11 protein-coding genes and 1 riboswitch are annotated in these 17,764 nt (G+C 55.1%); of the genes, 7 read left to right on the top strand and 4 right to left on the bottom strand.

Going from position 1 to position 17,764, the window contains the following annotated elements:
- Window positions 1-184 precede the first annotated feature (184 nt).
- The 4 genes from TW80_RS14235 (at window position 185) to TW80_RS14220 (ending at window position 5,298) form a co-directional block, all read left to right on the top strand.
- A complete protein-coding gene (locus TW80_RS14235; protein ID WP_045998089.1) occupies window positions 185-685 on the top strand; it encodes a hypothetical protein in 501 nt (166 codons plus the stop codon).
- The gene (locus TW80_RS14230; RefSeq protein WP_045998088.1) at window positions 678-1,178 is read left to right on the top strand and encodes a hypothetical protein; all 501 of its coding nucleotides are present in this window, start codon (window positions 678-680) and stop codon (window positions 1,176-1,178) included. Before TW80_RS14235 ends, TW80_RS14230 begins: the two co-directional genes overlap by 8 nt.
- A 19-nt stretch (window positions 1,179-1,197) precedes the next feature.
- Window positions 1,198-2,283 carry a sirohydrochlorin chelatase gene (locus tag TW80_RS18490; RefSeq protein WP_045998087.1) on the top strand — a complete coding sequence of 362 codons (1,086 nt, stop codon included), beginning with the start codon at window positions 1,198-1,200 and terminating at the stop codon, window positions 2,281-2,283.
- Between the two features lie 222 nt (window positions 2,284-2,505).
- The gene (locus tag TW80_RS14220) at window positions 2,506-5,298 is read left to right on the top strand and encodes a bifunctional aconitate hydratase 2/2-methylisocitrate dehydratase (protein ID WP_045998086.1); all 2,793 of its coding nucleotides are present in this window, start codon (window positions 2,506-2,508) and stop codon (window positions 5,296-5,298) included.
- Between the two features lie 56 nt (window positions 5,299-5,354).
- Here TW80_RS14220 and TW80_RS14215 read toward each other — a convergent pair whose 3' ends face one another.
- From TW80_RS14215 to TW80_RS14200, 4 genes are read right to left on the bottom strand one after another with little or no spacing between them, the layout of a single operon-like run.
- Window positions 5,355-6,143 carry a siderophore-interacting protein gene (locus TW80_RS14215; RefSeq protein WP_045998085.1) on the bottom strand — a complete coding sequence of 263 codons (789 nt, stop codon included), beginning with the start codon at window positions 6,141-6,143 and terminating at the stop codon, window positions 5,355-5,357.
- A gap of 46 nt (window positions 6,144-6,189) precedes the next feature.
- Window positions 6,190-7,143 carry a hypothetical protein gene (locus tag TW80_RS14210; protein WP_045998084.1) on the bottom strand — a complete coding sequence of 318 codons (954 nt, stop codon included), beginning with the start codon at window positions 7,141-7,143 and terminating at the stop codon, window positions 6,190-6,192.
- 10 nt (window positions 7,144-7,153) lie between these two features.
- On the bottom strand, window positions 7,154-8,902 hold the full coding sequence (locus tag TW80_RS14205; RefSeq protein ID WP_045998083.1) for a diflavin oxidoreductase: 1,749 nt from the start codon (window positions 8,900-8,902) through the stop codon (window positions 7,154-7,156).
- A 3-nt stretch (window positions 8,903-8,905) separates the two neighbouring features.
- Window positions 8,906-14,395, bottom strand: coding sequence for a glutamate synthase-related protein (locus TW80_RS14200; protein WP_045998082.1), 5,490 nt, complete (start codon window positions 14,393-14,395; stop codon window positions 8,906-8,908).
- 263 nt (window positions 14,396-14,658) lie between these two features.
- Here TW80_RS14200 and TW80_RS14195 point away from each other — a divergent pair, with 263 nt between their 5' ends.
- From TW80_RS14195 to TW80_RS14185, 3 genes are all read left to right on the top strand, one after another.
- Window positions 14,659-15,612, top strand: a complete 954-nt coding sequence (locus TW80_RS14195; protein ID WP_045998081.1) for an alpha/beta hydrolase — start codon at window positions 14,659-14,661, stop codon at window positions 15,610-15,612.
- Between the two features lie 36 nt (window positions 15,613-15,648).
- Window positions 15,649-15,864: riboswitch (cobalamin riboswitch) on the top strand.
- 99 nt (window positions 15,865-15,963) lie between these two features.
- Window positions 15,964-16,821, top strand: coding sequence for an ABC transporter ATP-binding protein (locus TW80_RS14190; protein ID WP_084625819.1), 858 nt, complete (start codon window positions 15,964-15,966; stop codon window positions 16,819-16,821).
- Window positions 16,818-17,762, top strand: a complete 945-nt coding sequence (locus tag TW80_RS14185) for an ABC transporter substrate-binding protein (RefSeq protein WP_045998080.1) — start codon at window positions 16,818-16,820, stop codon at window positions 17,760-17,762. The genes TW80_RS14190 and TW80_RS14185 overlap by 4 nt, the downstream gene beginning before the upstream one ends.
- Window positions 17,763-17,764 lie beyond the last annotated feature (2 nt).

Below are 17,764 nucleotides of genomic sequence, written 5' to 3'. Positions count from 1 at the left end.
GTCCAACTTTGGGAAAATTGGGTATTTCACTACGTTTTGCCTGCAAATCAGACTCAGCCGCAAGAACCTACTTGCTTTATCCGAGTAAAATAGTCAGATTAGCGCCGTCCAATATATCGTGACCATCAAGCCATGTTCCTGACTTGCCAGATCGGTTGTCGCCAAAGCCAGCAAAGGCACGAACATGACCTATCACGCTCCTTACGAGCAGTGCTATCGCACACCGCTTCCCAAAGAAATTTTCCGCAAAGATGCCGATTTCGATGAAATCGAAAGCCAGTTGCTGACCGTGATGCGGCTATATTTCCAAGCCTTCGCCGCACCGGAATCGCATGCGTGGATTGGGGCGATGGATTGGGCAGAGGCGCAGTTTGGCCCAACCCAAGGCCCGATCATCGCGGCCCGTGTGTTAGCGGCGCTGATGGGTGTCCGGCGGACCCGGCAATCGGTTTTTCGGTTTAGCTCGCCGACTTGCCCTGATTGCGCGGCCATCGTCACGGAACACGAACGCCGGTTTATGGCGGCCGTCTGTGCGGTACGGCGTGGACAAGTCGGAGCAGCGCAGACGGAATTGATGATGCTGTGCGAGGGAAATGATACAGGCCGCACAATTGATGCGTTGAAAGCGCTACGCGCTGTGTTGCCCAATGTGGTTCAGCCACAGGACCAGAACGCACATGTTTGATCATCCCGCCGCGTTCTCTCACACGCAAACCCCTGATGCTGGTCAGCTTGACGTGGTGAGCGGTGCATTGCTGCCAATTGTTCGCCATTTCCTGAACGCCTATCTGAATCCAGAAAGCTTTGGTTGGCGTCATGCCTATGGGGCCTCGGCCGAAGTATGGGGCGAGGCGCGTGGTCTCGCAATTGCACACGGTGTGCAGCAATTTCTGTCAGCCGTTCTGAAGGCGCGGCCAGTGCCTGTGGCCTACATGGACCCGCTCGACATTGATCAGCGCGAAACATTGACCCATGACGAAGTTGACCTGTTGGGCCTGATTGCCGCGATGCGTGCAGATAAAACAGCACAAGCGCGTGAAACGATCATGCGGTTAACGGGTGGGCAGGTGCCCACGCAACTGGTCGAATCTGGGCTGAAACTAGCGGCGCAGCTTGATCGCAATCCGCGCCAGCGCAACGCTGCCCCACTGAAACTGGTTCACTCCTCGCGCTCATAAACTATTCGGAGCCCCAAGCATGTCCAAGCTAGGCATTATGATTTGCGGACACGGCAGTCGCGCGAAATCTGCTGAAGAAGAATTCGCGCTGCTCGCCAAAGCGATCCGCAAGAGATACCCGGACACCCCTGTCGCATATGGGTTTCTGGAGTATTCCGCACCGAATATCCACATGGGCCTGCGCGCGCTAATCGACCAAGGTGTAACCGAAATCGTGGCGGTGCCCGGCATGCTCTTTGCGGCGACCCACGCCAAGAATGATATTCCGTCGGTGCTGACGACCTTTCAAGAGAAAAACCCTGATATCACAGTCCGTTACGGCCAAGAGTTAGGGCTTCACCCATCCATGATCACGGCGTTTGAAACCCGCATTCTTGAGGCGCTCGGCAAAACACATGTGCATGACGGCGATCTCTATGACACCATGCTCGTGGTCGTAGGGCGCGGAACGTCAGACACGATGGCCAACGCAGAAGCCGCGAAAATGACCCGGATCGTTTCTGAAAACTTGGGCTTTGGCTGGTCTGAAACGGTTTACTCAGGCGTGACATATCCATCAGTCGGGCGCGGTTTAGAGATGGCGCTGAGGCTTGGGTTCGAGAAAATCGTTGTCGCACCTTATTTTCTCTTCTCCGGGCGCTTGATCGACCGGATCTATAACTATGTGGATCGCGTTGCGGCGACCGCCCCGGATGTGCAGTTCGTTAAGGCGCATTATCTGTCTGACCAAACCCACGTCATTGATACCTTTGTCGCGCGGATCGATGAAACGCGTGCCGATCACCCGCAACAGCCAGCAGGGTTGATGGCATCGTTTCAGACCCGCCGCGCCGCCGGCGAGGTGCATGTTCATCACCACCATGCAGAATTCCGCGATCCACTGGATGACGAAAAGCCAGATGATGGGAATCATCATGATCACGCGGATGGGCACGATCACGACCACCATCACCACCACGGACATAGTCACGGGGTTTATCGACATATTGCGCATCCACACGGCCCGCGCACGATGATCGACGAAGGGGTGTGCTGCTGCTTTATGAGCCAATTTCCCCAGTCCATCATCGACGCAGAACGCGAAAAGCTAGATTCGGGCGACTAATTTCGACTATATTTAAACGTAAGCGGGCAACTAAAGTCAGTTTGCCCGCAATTAACCGTGCAATTCGTGCGGTTGATGAAACTTTGCCGACAAATGCCCTGTGCGCATTAGTATATATTGTATCCTGAACGCGTATGGTATACGACCGCATACAGAGAGAGCCCCCTGGGTCGACTGTTCCTGCCATCGCCCAGTTCTGACAACATTTACTTCCGGATAGCCATGAGCCTGTATACAGATTACCTAGCTGAAATCGAAGCACGCAAAGAGCAAGATTTGCACCCTAAGCCCATCGACGATGGCGCGCTCACCAAAGAGATCATCTCTCAGATCAAGGATACCGATAACGCGTATCGCGCGGATTCTTTGCAGTATTTCATCTACAACACACTGCCCGGCACAACGAGCGCGGCAGCTGAAAAGGCGGCTTTCCTCAAGGAAATCATTCTCGGCGAGAGCGTCGTCGAAGAGATCACACCGACCTTTGCTTTTGAATTGCTGTCCCACATGAAGGGCGGCCCATCGGTTGAAGTGCTGATTGATCTGGCTCTGGGTGACGATGCCGCCATCGCCACTGAGGCGGCCGAAGTGCTGAAAACGCAAGTTTTCCTATACGAAGCAGACACTGACCGCCTGAAAGCTGCCTATGAGGCAGGCAATGCTATCGCAAAAGATATTCTGCAAAGCTACGCCGCCGCTGAATTCTTTACGAAGCTGAACGATATCGAAGAAGAAATCGAAGTTGTCACCTACATTGCGGGTGAAGGCGACATTTCAACTGACTTGCTGTCACCGGGCAATCAGGCGCACTCGCGTTCGGACCGCGAACTGCACGGGAAATGCATGATTTCTCCTGCGGCGCAGGCAGAAATCCGTGAACTGCAAAAATTGCACCCTGGCAAGCGCGTGATGCTGATCGCTGAAAAGGGCACAATGGGTGTTGGGTCTTCGCGGATGTCTGGCGTGAACAACGTGGCGCTGTGGACCGGTAAACCCACCAGCCCATACATCCCATTCGTGAACAACGCGCCAATCGTGGCTGGCACAAACGGCATTTCGCCGATCTTCCTGACAACTGTTGGTGTGACCGGCGGGATCGGGATCGACCTGAAAAACTGGGTCAAAAAGCTGGACTCTGACGGCAACCCAATCTTGAACAACGATGACAACCCAATTCTTGAGCAGAAATACTCTGTCGAGACAGGCACCGTTCTAAAGATCAACACCAAAGAGAAGAAGCTTTACAATGCCGCTGGCGACGAAGAGCTGGTTGATGTGTCGTCTTCTTTCACACCGCAAAAGATCGAATTCATCAAGGCTGGCGGCTCTTATGCCATCGTCTTTGGTAAAAAACTGCAAAGCTTTGCGGCACAGACGCTCGGTCTTGAACTGAAATCCGCTTTTGCTCCGTCCAAGGAAGTCTTCCACGAAGGGCAGGGCCTGACCGCTGTTGAAAAAATCTTCAACGCGAACGCTGTTGGCGTTCCACAAGGCAGCGTTTTGCATTCTGGCTCTGACGTGCGGGTAAAGGTCAACATCGTTGGCTCCCAAGACACAACTGGTCTGATGACTTCGCAAGAGCTAGAGGCGATGGCGGCGACGACAATTTCGCCAACCGTTGACGGCGCTTATCAGTCAGGTTGTCACACAGCATCCGTTTGGGACAAAAAGGCGCAAGCCAACATTCCAAAACTGATGAAGTTCATGAACGACTTTGGTCTGATCACTGCACGTGACCCCAAAGGCGCTTATCACTCCATGACCGACGTTATTCACAAGGTGCTGAACGACATCACCGTGGATGACTGGGATATCATCATCGGCGGCGACAGCCACACACGTATGTCCAAAGGCGTTGCTTTTGGTGCGGACTCGGGCACCGTGGCGCTTGCGCTGGCAACGGGCGAGGCGACAATGCCTATTCCAGAGTCAGTCAAAGTAACCTTTACCGGTGAAATGCAAGACCACATGGATTTCCGTGACGTCGTGCACGCAACACAAGCGCAGATGCTGAAACAGCATGGCGACAACGTGTTCCAAGGCCGTATCATCGAAGTACACATTGGCACATTGCTTGCTGACCAAGCCTTTACCTTTACTGACTGGACCGCAGAGATGAAGGCGAAAGCCTCGATCTGTATTTCCAACGATGACACGCTGATCGGATCGCTGGAACTGGCGAAATCCCGTATTCAGGTGATGATCGACAAAGGTATGGATAACGAAGCACAGACGCTTCAGGGCCTGATCGACAAAGCAGACAAGCGGATTTCCGAAATCCAAACGGGCACAAAGCCTGCGCTGACACCTGACAACAACGCAAAATACTTTGCTGAAGTTGTGGTTGATCTGGACGCTATCGACGAACCAATGATCGCCGACCCAGACGTGAATAACGCTGATGTATCAAAGCGTTACACACACGACACAATCCGCCCCATCTCTTACTATGGTGGCGAGAAAAAGGTCGATCTGGGCTTTGTCGGGTCCTGCATGGTCCACAAAGGTGACATGAAAATCGTTGCTCAAATGTTGAAGAACATCGAAGCTGCCAACGGCGAAGTGAAATTCAACGCGCCTTTGGTTGTTGCGGCTCCGACCTACAACATCATCGACGAGCTGAAAGCAGAAGGCGACTGGGACATCCTGCAAAAGTACTCGGGCTTTGAGTTCGACGATCTGTTCCCCAAGGCGCAAGCACGGACCGAATACGAGAACATCATGTATCTCGAACGCCCCGGCTGTAACCTGTGCATGGGTAACCAAGAGAAAGCGGCAAAGGGTGACACCGTTCTGGCAACCTCGACCCGCCTATTCCAAGGCCGTGTCGTAGAAGATAGCGCCGAGAAAAAAGGTGAATCCCTGCTGGCATCGACGCCGGTTGTTGTTCTGTCCGCAATCTTGGGCCGTACGCCAACAGCGTCTGAATACAAACAGGCCGTCAAAGGCATCAACCTGACAAAGTTCGCCCCACCGCTGCAAGTTCCTTCGAACACGCAGTCTGCGCACTTCTAAGCGAGGCGATCTGAGAAAAACAAACGCCGGCGGAAATATCCGCCGGCGTTTTTGTTTCAACCCGCTGCTTCGGCGCGTTTAACTTGTTGGTGTTCGTCCTCGATCAGGCCGATTTTCCAATACCCCGAGATATAGACATCGGTTTTGGGCACACCGCGCTTGTTCACGATCTCTTCGCGCAGTTGTTTGATCATGCTGCTTTCGCCAGCAATACAGGTCTGAACCGAACCGGAAAATTCAGGCATCGCTGCAATTTTCTGCACGCTTTGGGTTGCTGGCTGATGTGGGTCTGGGTGAACGATCCATTGCAGATCAACGCCAGCAGGGGCGTCGATCTCTTGGCGGTCTTCGGGGGTAGTAATCTCAAGAAACGCCGTGCCTTTGGCGTCGCGAGGCATCGCCTCGAGGGTGGCAGCGACGACGGCAAGCGCGGACATATCGGCAGCTAAAACATACGTATCCGCATAAAATTCAGAGAGCTTGATCGGACCGGGACCCGCAAATCCGGCCACATCCCCGGATTTACAGCGCCGCGCCCAGGCGGACGCTGGCCCCGCGTCGCCATGATCAACGAAATCGATGTCGATTTCGCCGCTTTCAACACGCAGATAGCGAATGGTGTAGGTGCGCACATCTGGGCGCGGCCCATCGTCCAATTGCCGCGCAAAATCATCGGCTGATTGATCAACCCGCGGCAAGAATAGCTTGAAATGCGCGCCTTCGATCCCCGGTTCGAGGGTCTTGATCCAATCGGCGGCACAGGTCACCCGGATCATATTTGGCGTAATCTGTGATTTTCTAACGACGGTCATTAACCGAGGGGTGCGTTTGGGAGGTTTATTCATTGCGATTTACTTTCGTAATTTGCGGATAAATCAATGCGCTCAGGGTTCATGCAACCGAGTATGACGCAGGCGGCAGAGAAGCCAAGAGTGCATTCCAATAGCTCAGGTCCTCGGCCGGGTCTGATCTTAGAATTGTGATCGCCCGTGCGTTCTGATCATAGATTTCGAGCTGCGATTGCCCCTGAAAATGGGTCACCCAAAGCGACCCGACTTGACTGATATCAAGGGCAAAGTTCGCAGCTTCATCACGCACAAGCAGAACCTTATCAGCCATTTGGGCCTGCCCGGCGCTGCTCAGGTCGGATTGTATAAACCCATCCCCCGGAACAAGCCGCGCATGCCCAATCTTGCGTCCGCACAGAAACGAGACAAAGCTGACCAAAGTCTGCACAGTCACACGCCAAGCCTGATTTTTACCAACATAGGGCAGGGTCTGATGCCGGGTGTGCCCGTTGTCGGCTAAAATATCATTCAGATGATGCCCGGTGTCGCGTGTCTCCCAATTGTCGCGGGCGTTACGCACCGCAGCGAGAGGCACCACGCCCGCATCGATCTGTTGCGGCGGAGTTTGCAAATTGGGGGAAAGCTGGGGTTCGATGGCATCAACCACCCGGCCATCATAGCCGCCCAACGTTTCAACGCGATGCGTGATATCACCATTCATATTGGCCAGCGCCAATGTTTGCCGTGCATTGTTTGGATCGTCAGAGCGCACCAGATTGGTGGGAACATCGGGCGAAACCCGCATATTCACCCGGCGGCGCGAAAGTTTGAACGGCATTGCGGCTGTTTGAAACGCAGCATAACCACCACGCCCCGTTAATAGAGCTGCGCCATTATTCGTGGTAATAAGCGCGTCTGTTAGCTGCGTACCAACAAGAGCAAGCGTTTCAAGCCCCGCGCCAACAGTGGTGACTTTGGTCTGTTCGCGCAGCGCTTTGAGCGTTCGAGGAAGCTCCTGCCCGCTATGACACAGGCAGGGTTGAGTGCATTTTGGCATGGGCCAGCCTTTAGTAGACGTCCCGCACGTAGCGTTTGTCACGCTTGAGGCGGTTCACGTATTCTGTTGCCGCCTCGGGGGTCATGCCACCCTGGGTTTCGATGATTTGATGAAGCGCTGCGTCGACGTCTTTTGCCATGTGAGTCGCATCGCCACAGACATAGAAATAACCGCCCTCTTCGAGTTGCGCGAATAGGTCTTTGCCATTTTCAGTCATCCGATGCTGAACATAGACCTTTTCCGCTTGGTCGCGCGAAAACGCGAGGTCCAATCGGCTGAGTAGACCGGATTTGCTAAAGGCACTGATTTCATCCTCGTAGATAAAGTCGCTTGCCCGGTGTTGGTCGCCAAAAAACAGCCAGCTCGCACCCTTGGCGCCGCGCGCTTGGCGCTCTTCCAAAAACGCCCGGAACGGAGCGATCCCAGTGCCGGGTCCGACCATGATCATGGGTACGCTGTCGTCTTCTGGAACGCGGAAGCTTTTGTTCGGGGAAACAAAAATACCTGCGTTTGATCCTTCTGTCACGAGGTCAGCAAGGAATGTCGAACAAACGCCGCGATGTGCGCGGTTTTCGTACATCCAGCGAACGGCGGCAACGGTCAGATGAACCTCGCCTTTGTTTGCATTTGGGCTAGAGGAAATTGAATAAGCGCGATGCTGTAACGGCTTGAGCCATCCCAATACCTCGACCGGATCTAGCGCGAGATCCGGTTTAATATTCAGTAGATCCAGCGTATCTTTGCCCCACAGGTAATGTTCGAGCGCCTCTTTGTCGCCGTTTGCCAGCACGTGGGTCAGTTCAGAATCCTGCACCATTGGTTCTAATGCGCGGATCAGATCGCGCGACGGCGTCACGATCTCTAGCTGGGATGTCAGCTGTTCACCGATAGGGGTGCCATTCACATCGGCATCAGGTGACAGGCCCAACCGGTCGAGCCATCCTTGTACAAGGTCAGGGGCATTCATGGGCATCACGCCAAGCGCATCACCGGCCTCGTAGGTTAATCCGCTATCACCCAAATCAAAGGCAATATGACGGATTTCCTTGGCTGATTTTTCACCCGACAGAATACGGTTTTCGATCATCTGCGACGGGTAGGGGTTCTTGCGGCTCCAGCCTGATTTTTTTGTGGCGGCTTCAACAGTCAGCGGTGCGGCTGCTACGGTGCTGGCGTCGGGAATTGCGTTCGCAACCCAAGCCTCGGCAGCGTCTTCAAAATCGACATCACAATCAACGCGATCCAGCATCCGCTTTGCGCCGAGTTGTTCAAGCCGTGTATCGACCAGCTTGCCCGCCTGACAGAATTCATCATAGCTGGTATCGCCAAGCGCGAGCACACCATAGTTCAACTGTTCTAGGCGCGGTGCCGTCGTCGCCGACAGCGCCTCCCAGAATTGGTGGGCATTATCGGGCATTTCGCCTTCGCCATAGGTCGAGACAATGACAATCAGGTTTTGCATTGCGGCCAGTTGGTCAAGACTGATGTCATCCATCTCAGCAACGCGCGGCGCAAACCCTTTGCTGCGGGCAAGCGCTGCGGCGCTTTCGGCGACGGTTTCGGCATTCCCGGTTTGCGTGCCAAAGATGATATCAATCGGCTTTGTTTCGACAGGGGTTGCGGCTGGCGCGGCCTGACCGCCGCCAGTGGCCAATCGCGAATGTAGCCCTGCGAAAAACCCTGCAAGCCATTGCTTTTGTTCGCCAGAAAAAGGCGCATCATCAGGGATGTAAGGAACTTTGGTGATCGTTTCTGTCATAGTCTACTCCGCAGCGGTCCGGGCCAGAAGGTCCGGCATGGCGTGTTCGGCAAAGAGCGCGTCAAAGCTTGGGATTTCACCCAAGGCCGCGCGGTTCTTTGCGCTTTGGTGCATGATCCAGGCGTAAGTTCCCGGACTATCCATGCTGAGAATGTTGCGCATGCTGAGTGCGCGTTTGAAATCCGTCAGACGTTTATTCGCGACCAAGGCGGCAAGCCCTGCGTCATCGTAATCTTCGACAGATTTTTTAGCGTGTTTGGCAAGTGCGGCCATCACGCCGAAGTCTTCGGTCAGGATCAGATTGCGCGCTGCTTTGTCACGCGCCAAACGGTCACTGTTCCCGACGCGCTTGGTCGCGATGGTTTGGGCCTGCTCAAGAACGATGTAACTGCCAAGCAGTCGGAACATTTCTTGCGTGTCCATTTCGCCATAGGCAGGCAGCGCACCACGATGCACGGGGCGCCCTTGTTTCCACGCCGTCTTGAGCGCGCTGATCTGATGCGTAGCCAAGGCGGTCGCCAATTCGTCGATAAGTTCCTTGCGCGAGCGGGCGGCCAAAATTGCGTCTGCATCTTGGTATTGCAACAAGGCCTTAGGCATAATCCACGCCATATGCTGGCGCGTGTTGTCCCAGTCATCGAGTAATTCTTGACCCGTGGCAGAGCCAGTCGCCGCGACATGCCATGACAGCAGTTGTTTCACCGCGTCTTCGTGGATTTTCGCGTGATCTGATCCATCTACCAGCGTGCCTGCCAAGACGGAATCGTGGCTAATCATATCGGGCACCCGATGATCCGGATCAAACTGATAGGCAAACCCACCAGACATCCCGTTTCCGAAACCTTTGGCAAAGCCACCAAGGTTCAGGATCGCACCATTTGTCATATATTCGGCACAGAAATCGCCAACGCCTTCGACCACGGCCGTCGCGCCAGAGTTCCGCACAGCAAAACGATCGCCTGCCTGCCCTTCGATAAAGGTTCGGCCGCCGGTCGCACCAAATAGGGCAAAGTTTCCGACCAGCACGTTTTCGGCATCGCGCGCGCCGCCGGGGCTACGCACCACGATCTGCCCGCCCGAGGCACCTTTGCCGACGCCATCGTTACAGGTTCCGGTGTGTTCCATCACCATGCCGTCGTTGCAGAATGCGCCAAAGCTTTGGCCAGCCGATCCGTTGGTGACGATACGCACGCTATCTTGGTCCAAATAGCGACGCCCGCGTGAATCCTCAAAGGCAGCGGCAGGCAAATCGGCTAGTTCATGGTTCAGCATCCGTTCGATATCAATGCCGAGCTGCCCGCCGACCGTCTTATTTCGGTTGTTCAGCGGGGCATTCGGGCGCAATTCGATAGCAGGTTCGTTGGCATCAACCAGCCGCGCCTTGAGCTGATCAAATAGCGCGTCATCGACGGCAAAGTCCTTTTCCAGATAAATCGGGTCTTCGACCATGATTTCTGGCACATAGGTTAACATCGCGCGCAGATCCAACTGCCCAACAGAGGCTGGATGATCCAGCAGATGCAACAGATCGGTGCGCCCGCGTGCTTCGCGCAATGATTTCAGCCCAAGGTTTGCCAGAATTTCTCGCGTCTCATGGGCAATATTCAACAGATATTGCGCCAGCGCGCGGGGGTCGCCGTCAAACACCTCTGGGTTCGTGGTCAGACCGGCGGGGCATTTCACGTTACAGTTCTTTGCCATCACGCATTTGAGCATCATCAATGCGGTCGTGCCGAATTCAAAGCTGTCACCACCGAGCAACGCGCCCTTGACCACATCAGACCCGGTTTGCATCGCACCCGAACACCGCAACATGACCTTTTGACGAATACCGTTTGCACACAGCGCCTGATGCACCTCGGCAATACCGATCTCGGCGGCGCGGCCTGTGTATTTCAACGAGGTAACCGCAGCCGCACCAGTACCGCCTGTACCACCTGCGATGTTGATCACATCTGCACCCGCTTTGGCCACACCGACGGCGATTGTTCCGATCCCTTCGGAGCTCACCAGTTTGACGATGACCCGGACGCGGGCGGCTTTGGCATCGTGGATGAGCTGACCAAGATCTTCGATCGAATAGGTGTCGTGATGCGGCGGCGGTGAGATCAGTTCGACCCCCGGCGTTCCACCACGGGCCGCAGCGATCTCAACTGTGACTTTGGGCGCAGGGAGCTGACCGCCTTCGCCCGGCTTTGCGCCCTGACCGATTTTGATCTCGATCTCTTCGAGGTTGGGATCGGCCAGATAGCCCGCCCAAACGCCAAACCGGCCTGACGCGAACTGCTTGATACGGCTGGAACGGATCGTGCCATAGCGGCTGATATGTTCACCGCCTTCGCCCGAGTTGGACATGCCGCCAACCATATTCGTGCCGTGGGCGACAGCCTCGTGAGCGGAGGCAACCAAGGCCCCATGCGACATCGCACCCGACGCCAGACGCCCGGTAATCTGCGAGGCAGGTTCAACCTGATCAAGTGTGATCCGATCCGGTGCCACACGCAAACGCGACAGATAATCCAGCGCCATTCCTTGCACCGCGACTTTCAATACGCCTTTGGTAATATGGTGCCCTTCGACGTCTTCGCCGAAACGCTCAACCAATGTCGTCGCAAGAACATCCAGCCTGCCGATATCATCTGCCTTTGGCCCTGTCAGGCGCAGCAAAAACTCATTATTTCCCAGTGCTTCGCATTCCAGTCCACGGATCACAAAGTCACGGTTGCCCGCGCGATTGAACAGCATCATTTCGCGCTTCATCTCGCGCGTGGTGTCCAAAAACGTGATATCCGCCGGAAATGCCAAAACATCGCGCAAGGCTGCTGGGCGACGGTGCCGTTCTTCAGCCATTGTCTGGCTAAAGCTGCGATAGCCCGGTGTGATCTCAAAGCCGTCGATTTGCGCTTGGGTCAGCTTTTCAAAAGACGTATTCACATAACCTGCGTCGTCGATGCCAAAGGCGTCTTCCATCTGGCGCAGGGTCAGCAGCCGCAACGGGTCTGTTTCGCCTTCTGCATCGGCAAAACTGATGGGTTCTTCGGTCAGGTCAACAAAGCCACGCACAGCGGTGGTGCCATAGCTGTGGCCCGCCCCTTCGGAGCGTTCCTTGAACAGACCAAGGATCGGGATGTCTTTGTCGCTGGTAACCTTAAGCGCGCGTTCATGCCAATCTGCCAAGGATTTCGCAACGACATCAAACCGGACGCCACCCACTGGCGTTTTCATATTCGGCAGATACTTTGCGAATACGGGATCATTTGTATCCAAGAAATTGGGTTCAAAGAACTCACCACCTGAATAGCTTTCGACGGTGCATAGCCCGACTTTGCCCATTGTTTTCATCAGGGCTTTTTCGGCGGCTTTCTTAAACTTGCCATAGGCCGCGGCAGGGTTATCGCTGTACATTTCTTCGGCGCGCATGCGCACAGACAGCGGATAAATCGCCGCCGCCCCAAAGCCGAGCGCACAAGCAATATGATGCGACGAACAAATCTGTCCGCTTTCAACAACCAATGACACCTTAAAGCGCATGCCTTCTTCGATGAGACGCTGGTTGATTGCGGAAACAGCCAAGGTCATCGGCATAGGGGCCTTGGCGCGACAGATATGCCGATCGGTCAGAATGGCGATACCACCTTTTTCGCGGGCAAAGGCGACCACCTGATTTGCGACCTCATCAATACTATCGACGAGCGCACGTTCATTCGCTGCGCCATCCCCGAATACGGGGGCATATAGCGTGTCGAACCGCTGCCAAGGTGTGTCTGTCTGGGCCTTGATCTTGAGCATATCAACCATGCGCAGCACAGGTGAATTTACGACGATCTGGCGTGATCGGCTTTGACCGAGATGGGGCTTTTCGCCCAAAGCCACGCGCAGGGTCATGCCATCCGATTCACGGATCGAATCCAGCGGTGGGTTGGTCACCTGCGCAAAGCGTTGGCTGAAATATTTCGCGACGCCGCCTTCGTTGTCAGATAACGCGTTAATCGCGTTACCATAACCCATCGCCGAGACCTTCTCGACTCCGGTTTGCAACATCGGGTCCATCAGAAACTTAAAGCTTTCCTGATTGAGCGTATAACCGACGTAACGCGCGGGGCGATCCAGATCACCTTCGTATCTTGCGGCGGCGGTTGCCGGGTTCGCGTCTGCCTCGGGAAGATCGTCAATGTTGACTTGTGCGGCAGCCAGCAGGGCAGGGTAGTCATATGCGCTTGCCAGCGTTTCCAATGCCTCAGCCGTTTCATAGCTGCGGCCCGTCGAGTGATCAAAATAGATCATACCGCCTGCCTCGACCCGCCCACGGCGGATCACATCCTCGGGTGGGAAACTGATCTGGCCCGCTTCGGACATAACGGCCAGATATTCGCTGGTCTCAACCGAACGCATCGGACGCAATCCCAAACGGTCAAGCCGCGCACCGATTAGCGTCCCGTTCCCAAAAACCAAGGCCGCAGGGCCGTCATTCTTTTCCTCAGAGAGCGAGAAATACTCAAGCATCATGCGTACTTGGGGCGACAGGCTGGTGTCATTTTCCCAAGCAGGCGGCATCATCGCAACGACCGCTGTGACCAAATCCAAACCTTCGTCGTAGACGCGCGCGTTCAAAGTCTGGTCCAGACGGCAACTGTCCGACTGACCCTTTGGCCTAGTGATGGCTTTGTTGCGCGCCAAGGCGATTGCGGCCTCGGACAATCTGTTCTTTTTGTCGGTGTTTAGCTCGCCGTTATGCGCCATCAGGCGAAATGGCTGTGCCATTGATGGGTGCGGGTCTGTATTCGTTGAAAACCGCGTGTGAAAATACATCGTATGCACGCTGTGATCAGGGTCCGATAGATCTTGGAAATAGGGGATGATTTCCCAAGAATTCAGACGTCCCTTGAATACTTGCATCCGCGATGACAGGGACAAAGGATAAAGCCCATCAAGACCTGCATCGGTATAGGCCTGTGCCTCGATCACCAACAAAACCTGATGAATTTCACGATCAAATTCATCTTGTGGCATACCGTCTGGGGCCGCAAATACCCACTGCCGCACGGGGAGCTGATGTTTGACCGAACGCTCCCCAATTGCGTCGTTGTTCACCGGCATATCGCGCGAATGTAAAACGCGCATACCGCGTTCCGCGAGTGCTGTTTCAATCAGCGCCTCGGCGCGAGGGTGCTCTTCCGTGTTTGCTGGCAAAAAGAAGTTCCCAACACCGAAATTCCCCGCCGTCAGCTCAAGCCCAGTCAGCTTGCGAAAAAAGTTCAACGACAGATCGACAGATATGCCCGCACCATCACCAACACCTTCGGAAGACATCCCGCCACGGTGCGGCACGGCACAAAGCGCCTCGTGACCGCGTTTCAAAACGTCATGCGTTTGCTTGCTGTCTTTGCGCGTTAGAAACCCAACACCACAGGCGCTGTGTTCTTGTGCCGGATCATAAAGACCAAATGTCGATGGATTGCTCAGCAAGCCGACCTCCCAAAAGTCAAAGAGCATGCATTTCCGGTTTGGTCGTGCGCTCTGAATGATGTGATGTCTGGCTTTTGGCTGGATCGCCGCGAGGGCGTAGCGCGTCTTAAACGCGAATTGCTGAAACTACAAGAATAGGGCGCGAAAAATTCGCTTAACGCCACGGCGCAGCAAGTTTATGTCGCAAGGATACGCGATGGTTTGCGTATTGCAAATCCCTTTGTCCTTGGCCCGTGACCTAGATTGCAAAAGCTGGTTATAAAACAAAAAATTTGATCATGAGGCATTGCATGACCCCCGCTCCATTCCACTTAGAACAGTCCGAAGGGCCAGCAGACGGCCGCGCCTATTGGGTCAACGCCGATGATGGCACGCGCCTGCGTGTTGGGTTTTGGAATGCTGGCGCGACGCCCAAAGGGACGATCTTGGTCTTTCCAGGGCGCACAGAATACATCGAAAAATACGGTATCACGGCCAATGATTTTACTGCGCGGGGTTACGGATTGTTCATTATCGACTGGCGCGGGCAGGGGCTATCTGATCGCAAGGCAGACGACCGGATGACCGGCCACGTCGACAGCTACGCTGATTTCCAGCAAGACGTCGCCGCGATGATCAAGGCCGCACAGGACTTGGATTTGCCAAAACCTTGGTATCTGTTCGGGCATTCGATGGGCGGCTGTATTGGGTTACGCGCGCTGACCAATGGACTACCCGTCGTGGCATGCGCATTTACAGCCCCAATGTGGCAGGTCAAATTGCCTCTTCATGAGCGCATCGCTGCATGGCCTGTGTCATGGGCTGCGCAAAAACTGGGTCAGGGGCATCGCTATGCGCCGGGGACTTCTGGGGTAAGCTATGTTCTGAACACCGAATTTCAGGATAATCGACTGACGCATAACCCGGAGATGTTTGCCTATTTCCAACGCCAAGCCCGAGCATTGCCCGATCACCAAATCGGTGGACCCAGCCTAGGTTGGTTGTTTCAGACGCTCATTGAGACCGCCAAGCTCGGCCGCTGCCCATCCCCTGATCTGCCCTGTGTCACCTTTTACAGTAGCAACGATGTGCTTGTCGCCGGATCAGCCATCGAAAGGCGGATGCGGAATTGGCCCAAAGGCAGGCTTGAACCGCTAGCGGCGTCCAAACACGATATGCTTTCCGAAGTGGACGAGATCCGCATGCAAATCATTGAAGCAACCACAGCAACCTTCTCGGCGGCTGCTGAAACTTTGGCTGATTGAACAACTGCTTATCGGTTGACAAAAATGCAGCGCTGCGATTGAACCAAGCGCGATGGTTCTTTGTGCATCCCAGATGAAGCGCAAAGATGAAAAAGGGAACACGGTGAGGAATAGCCAATCGGCGCCAATTCCGTGACTGCCCCCGCAACTGTAAGCGGTGAGCAATCCGTCGATCCACTGGCGTTATCGCTGGGAAGGGACGGTGCGCTTTGACCCGCAAGTCAGGAGACCTGCCATCTGATTTTAACCGTAACTCGGGCGGGGTGTTCCGATGGAGGCAACGATGCGACACAGACTTTGGTCTGCTCAAAATTGCTATCTCTTAACACGCCCCCGCCGATGGCGGAGGGTATGTTGGATAATTTACACGAAACGATAAGCGAACAGCGGGTCACACCTGAACGCACTGTCACAACGCCTGCGGCGCTCTCGGCATGCAATCTCGGCTGGCACACCGCGACCGGCGAAGTGATCCTCGATAACGTGAGCTTTGAACTCGGGCCGGGGCGTATGATGGGCGTGATTGGCCCGAATGGCGCAGGCAAATCAACGCTTTTGCGGTTGCTATATCGGTTCTACCGGCCCACATCTGGCAAAATTCTGCTCGACGGGCAAAGCCTATGGGGAATGCGCCCCCGCGACGCGGCCTGTCAGGTCACCGCTGTGCTGCAAGAACAGCCGACTGATTTTGCGCTGACGGTGCGCGAAATTGTGGCGCTGGGTCGTGCACCGCATCGGCGCGCCTTGGCGCGTGGTGGCATACGCGACGCGCAAATCGTCAGCGATGCGCTTGAACGGCTTAACCTTGATGGAATGGAACATCGCGCATTTGGCACGCTCTCTGGTGGCGAAAAGCAACGGGTGATGGTCGCGCGTGCGCTGGCGCAACAACCGAAATTGCTGATCCTTGATGAGCCGACAAACCATCTCGATATCCGGCATCAGCTAGAAGTCCTGACGCTCGTCCGCAACTTGGGGATCACCATTGTCACGAGCCTTCATGACCTGAACTTGGCCGCGGGGCTATGTGACGACGTCTTGGTCCTAGAACGCGGCAAAACACTTGCGTTTGGACCCCCTGTTTCTGCGCTGACGCCCCAAATTGTTTCGCAAGCCTTCAGTGTCGATGCCCGGCGCGAGGTGCTTCAGCCGTCGCAATCACCACATTTCACATTTCACCTTCCTGAAAACAAAGGACAAAATTCATGAAAACCGCCTCTCTTACTGCCGCTGCCTTGATGGTTTGGCCTGCCTTTGCACAGGCCGAAGCTGTTACTGTCCAGAGTTGCGATCGGTCGATTACATTCCCCGAAACACCCCAAGCGGCAGTATCCAACGACGTCAACATCACCGAAATGATGCTCGTGCTTGGTCTGCGCGAGCATATGATTGGCTATACCGGGATTTCGGCTTGGCGGACGCTGGATCCTGAGATGCGCAGCGGTGTCGCCGAATTGCCTGAGCTATCCACCATCTACCCCACGCGCGAGGTCTTGGTCGGTGCGGGCGCTGACTTTCTATTTGCCGGATGGAACTATGGTTTGAAAGTGGGGGGCGAGGTCACGCCTGCGACGCTCGAACCTTTCGGGATCACGGTCTACGAACTCACCGAAAGCTGTACGCATATCATGGACAAACCCAAGGCATCCTTGGACGATATGTATAACGATATTCGAAACCTTGGTGCAATTTTTCGCGTTCCAGAGCGCGCAGACGCGTTGATCGCGGGTTGGCAAGCCGAGGTCGAGCTGCTGACCGCAGAGGTCGATACAACAGATCCAATCAAGGCGTTTGTCTACGACAGTGGAGAGGATTCCCCCTTTACCGCCGGCCGTTACGCGATGCCGACGGCATTGATCGAAGCCGCAGGCGGTTCCAATGTTATGGACAGCTTTGAAAAAAGCTGGGCCACAGTCGGCTGGGAAGAAGTCATTGACGCCGCACCCGAGGTTATCGTGATCGTTAACTACGGTGAGGTCACCGCAGACCAAAAACGCGCATTCATGATGAATAATCCTGCCTTTGCAGACATTCCTGCGGTGGTGAACGACAACTTTGTCACGCTGGAATACGTGGAGGCAACGCCGGGGCCACGCAACATCGCTGCGATTGGCAAACTGGCCAACGCTTTCGCGGTCGCTGACCGGTGAGC

Source organism: Loktanella sp. S4079, from assembly GCF_000967725.1.
Classification (GTDB): Bacteria; Pseudomonadota; Alphaproteobacteria; order Rhodobacterales; family Rhodobacteraceae; genus Yoonia.
This window is presented reverse-complemented; position numbering and strand designations above follow the sequence as displayed.

Coding starts and splice junctions, on each gene's coding strand:
- TW80_RS14235 (WP_045998089.1), top strand. CDS start 185: ATGACCTATCACGCTCCTTACGAGCAGTGCTATCGCACACCGCTTCCC.
- TW80_RS14230 (WP_045998088.1), top strand. CDS start 678: ATGTTTGATCATCCCGCCGCGTTCTCTCACACGCAAACCCCTGATGCT.
- TW80_RS18490 (WP_045998087.1), top strand. CDS start 1,198: ATGTCCAAGCTAGGCATTATGATTTGCGGACACGGCAGTCGCGCGAAA.
- TW80_RS14220 (WP_045998086.1), top strand. CDS start 2,506: ATGAGCCTGTATACAGATTACCTAGCTGAAATCGAAGCACGCAAAGAG.
- TW80_RS14215 (WP_045998085.1), bottom strand. CDS start 6,143: ATGAATAAACCTCCCAAACGCACCCCTCGGTTAATGACCGTCGTTAGA.
- TW80_RS14210 (WP_045998084.1), bottom strand. CDS start 7,143: ATGCCAAAATGCACTCAACCCTGCCTGTGTCATAGCGGGCAGGAGCTT.
- TW80_RS14205 (WP_045998083.1), bottom strand. CDS start 8,902: ATGACAGAAACGATCACCAAAGTTCCTTACATCCCTGATGATGCGCCT.
- TW80_RS14200 (WP_045998082.1), bottom strand. CDS start 14,395: ATGCTCTTTGACTTTTGGGAGGTCGGCTTGCTGAGCAATCCATCGACA.
- TW80_RS14195 (WP_045998081.1), top strand. CDS start 14,659: ATGACCCCCGCTCCATTCCACTTAGAACAGTCCGAAGGGCCAGCAGAC.
- TW80_RS14190 (WP_084625819.1), top strand. CDS start 15,964: ATGTTGGATAATTTACACGAAACGATAAGCGAACAGCGGGTCACACCT.
- TW80_RS14185 (WP_045998080.1), top strand. CDS start 16,818: ATGAAAACCGCCTCTCTTACTGCCGCTGCCTTGATGGTTTGGCCTGCC.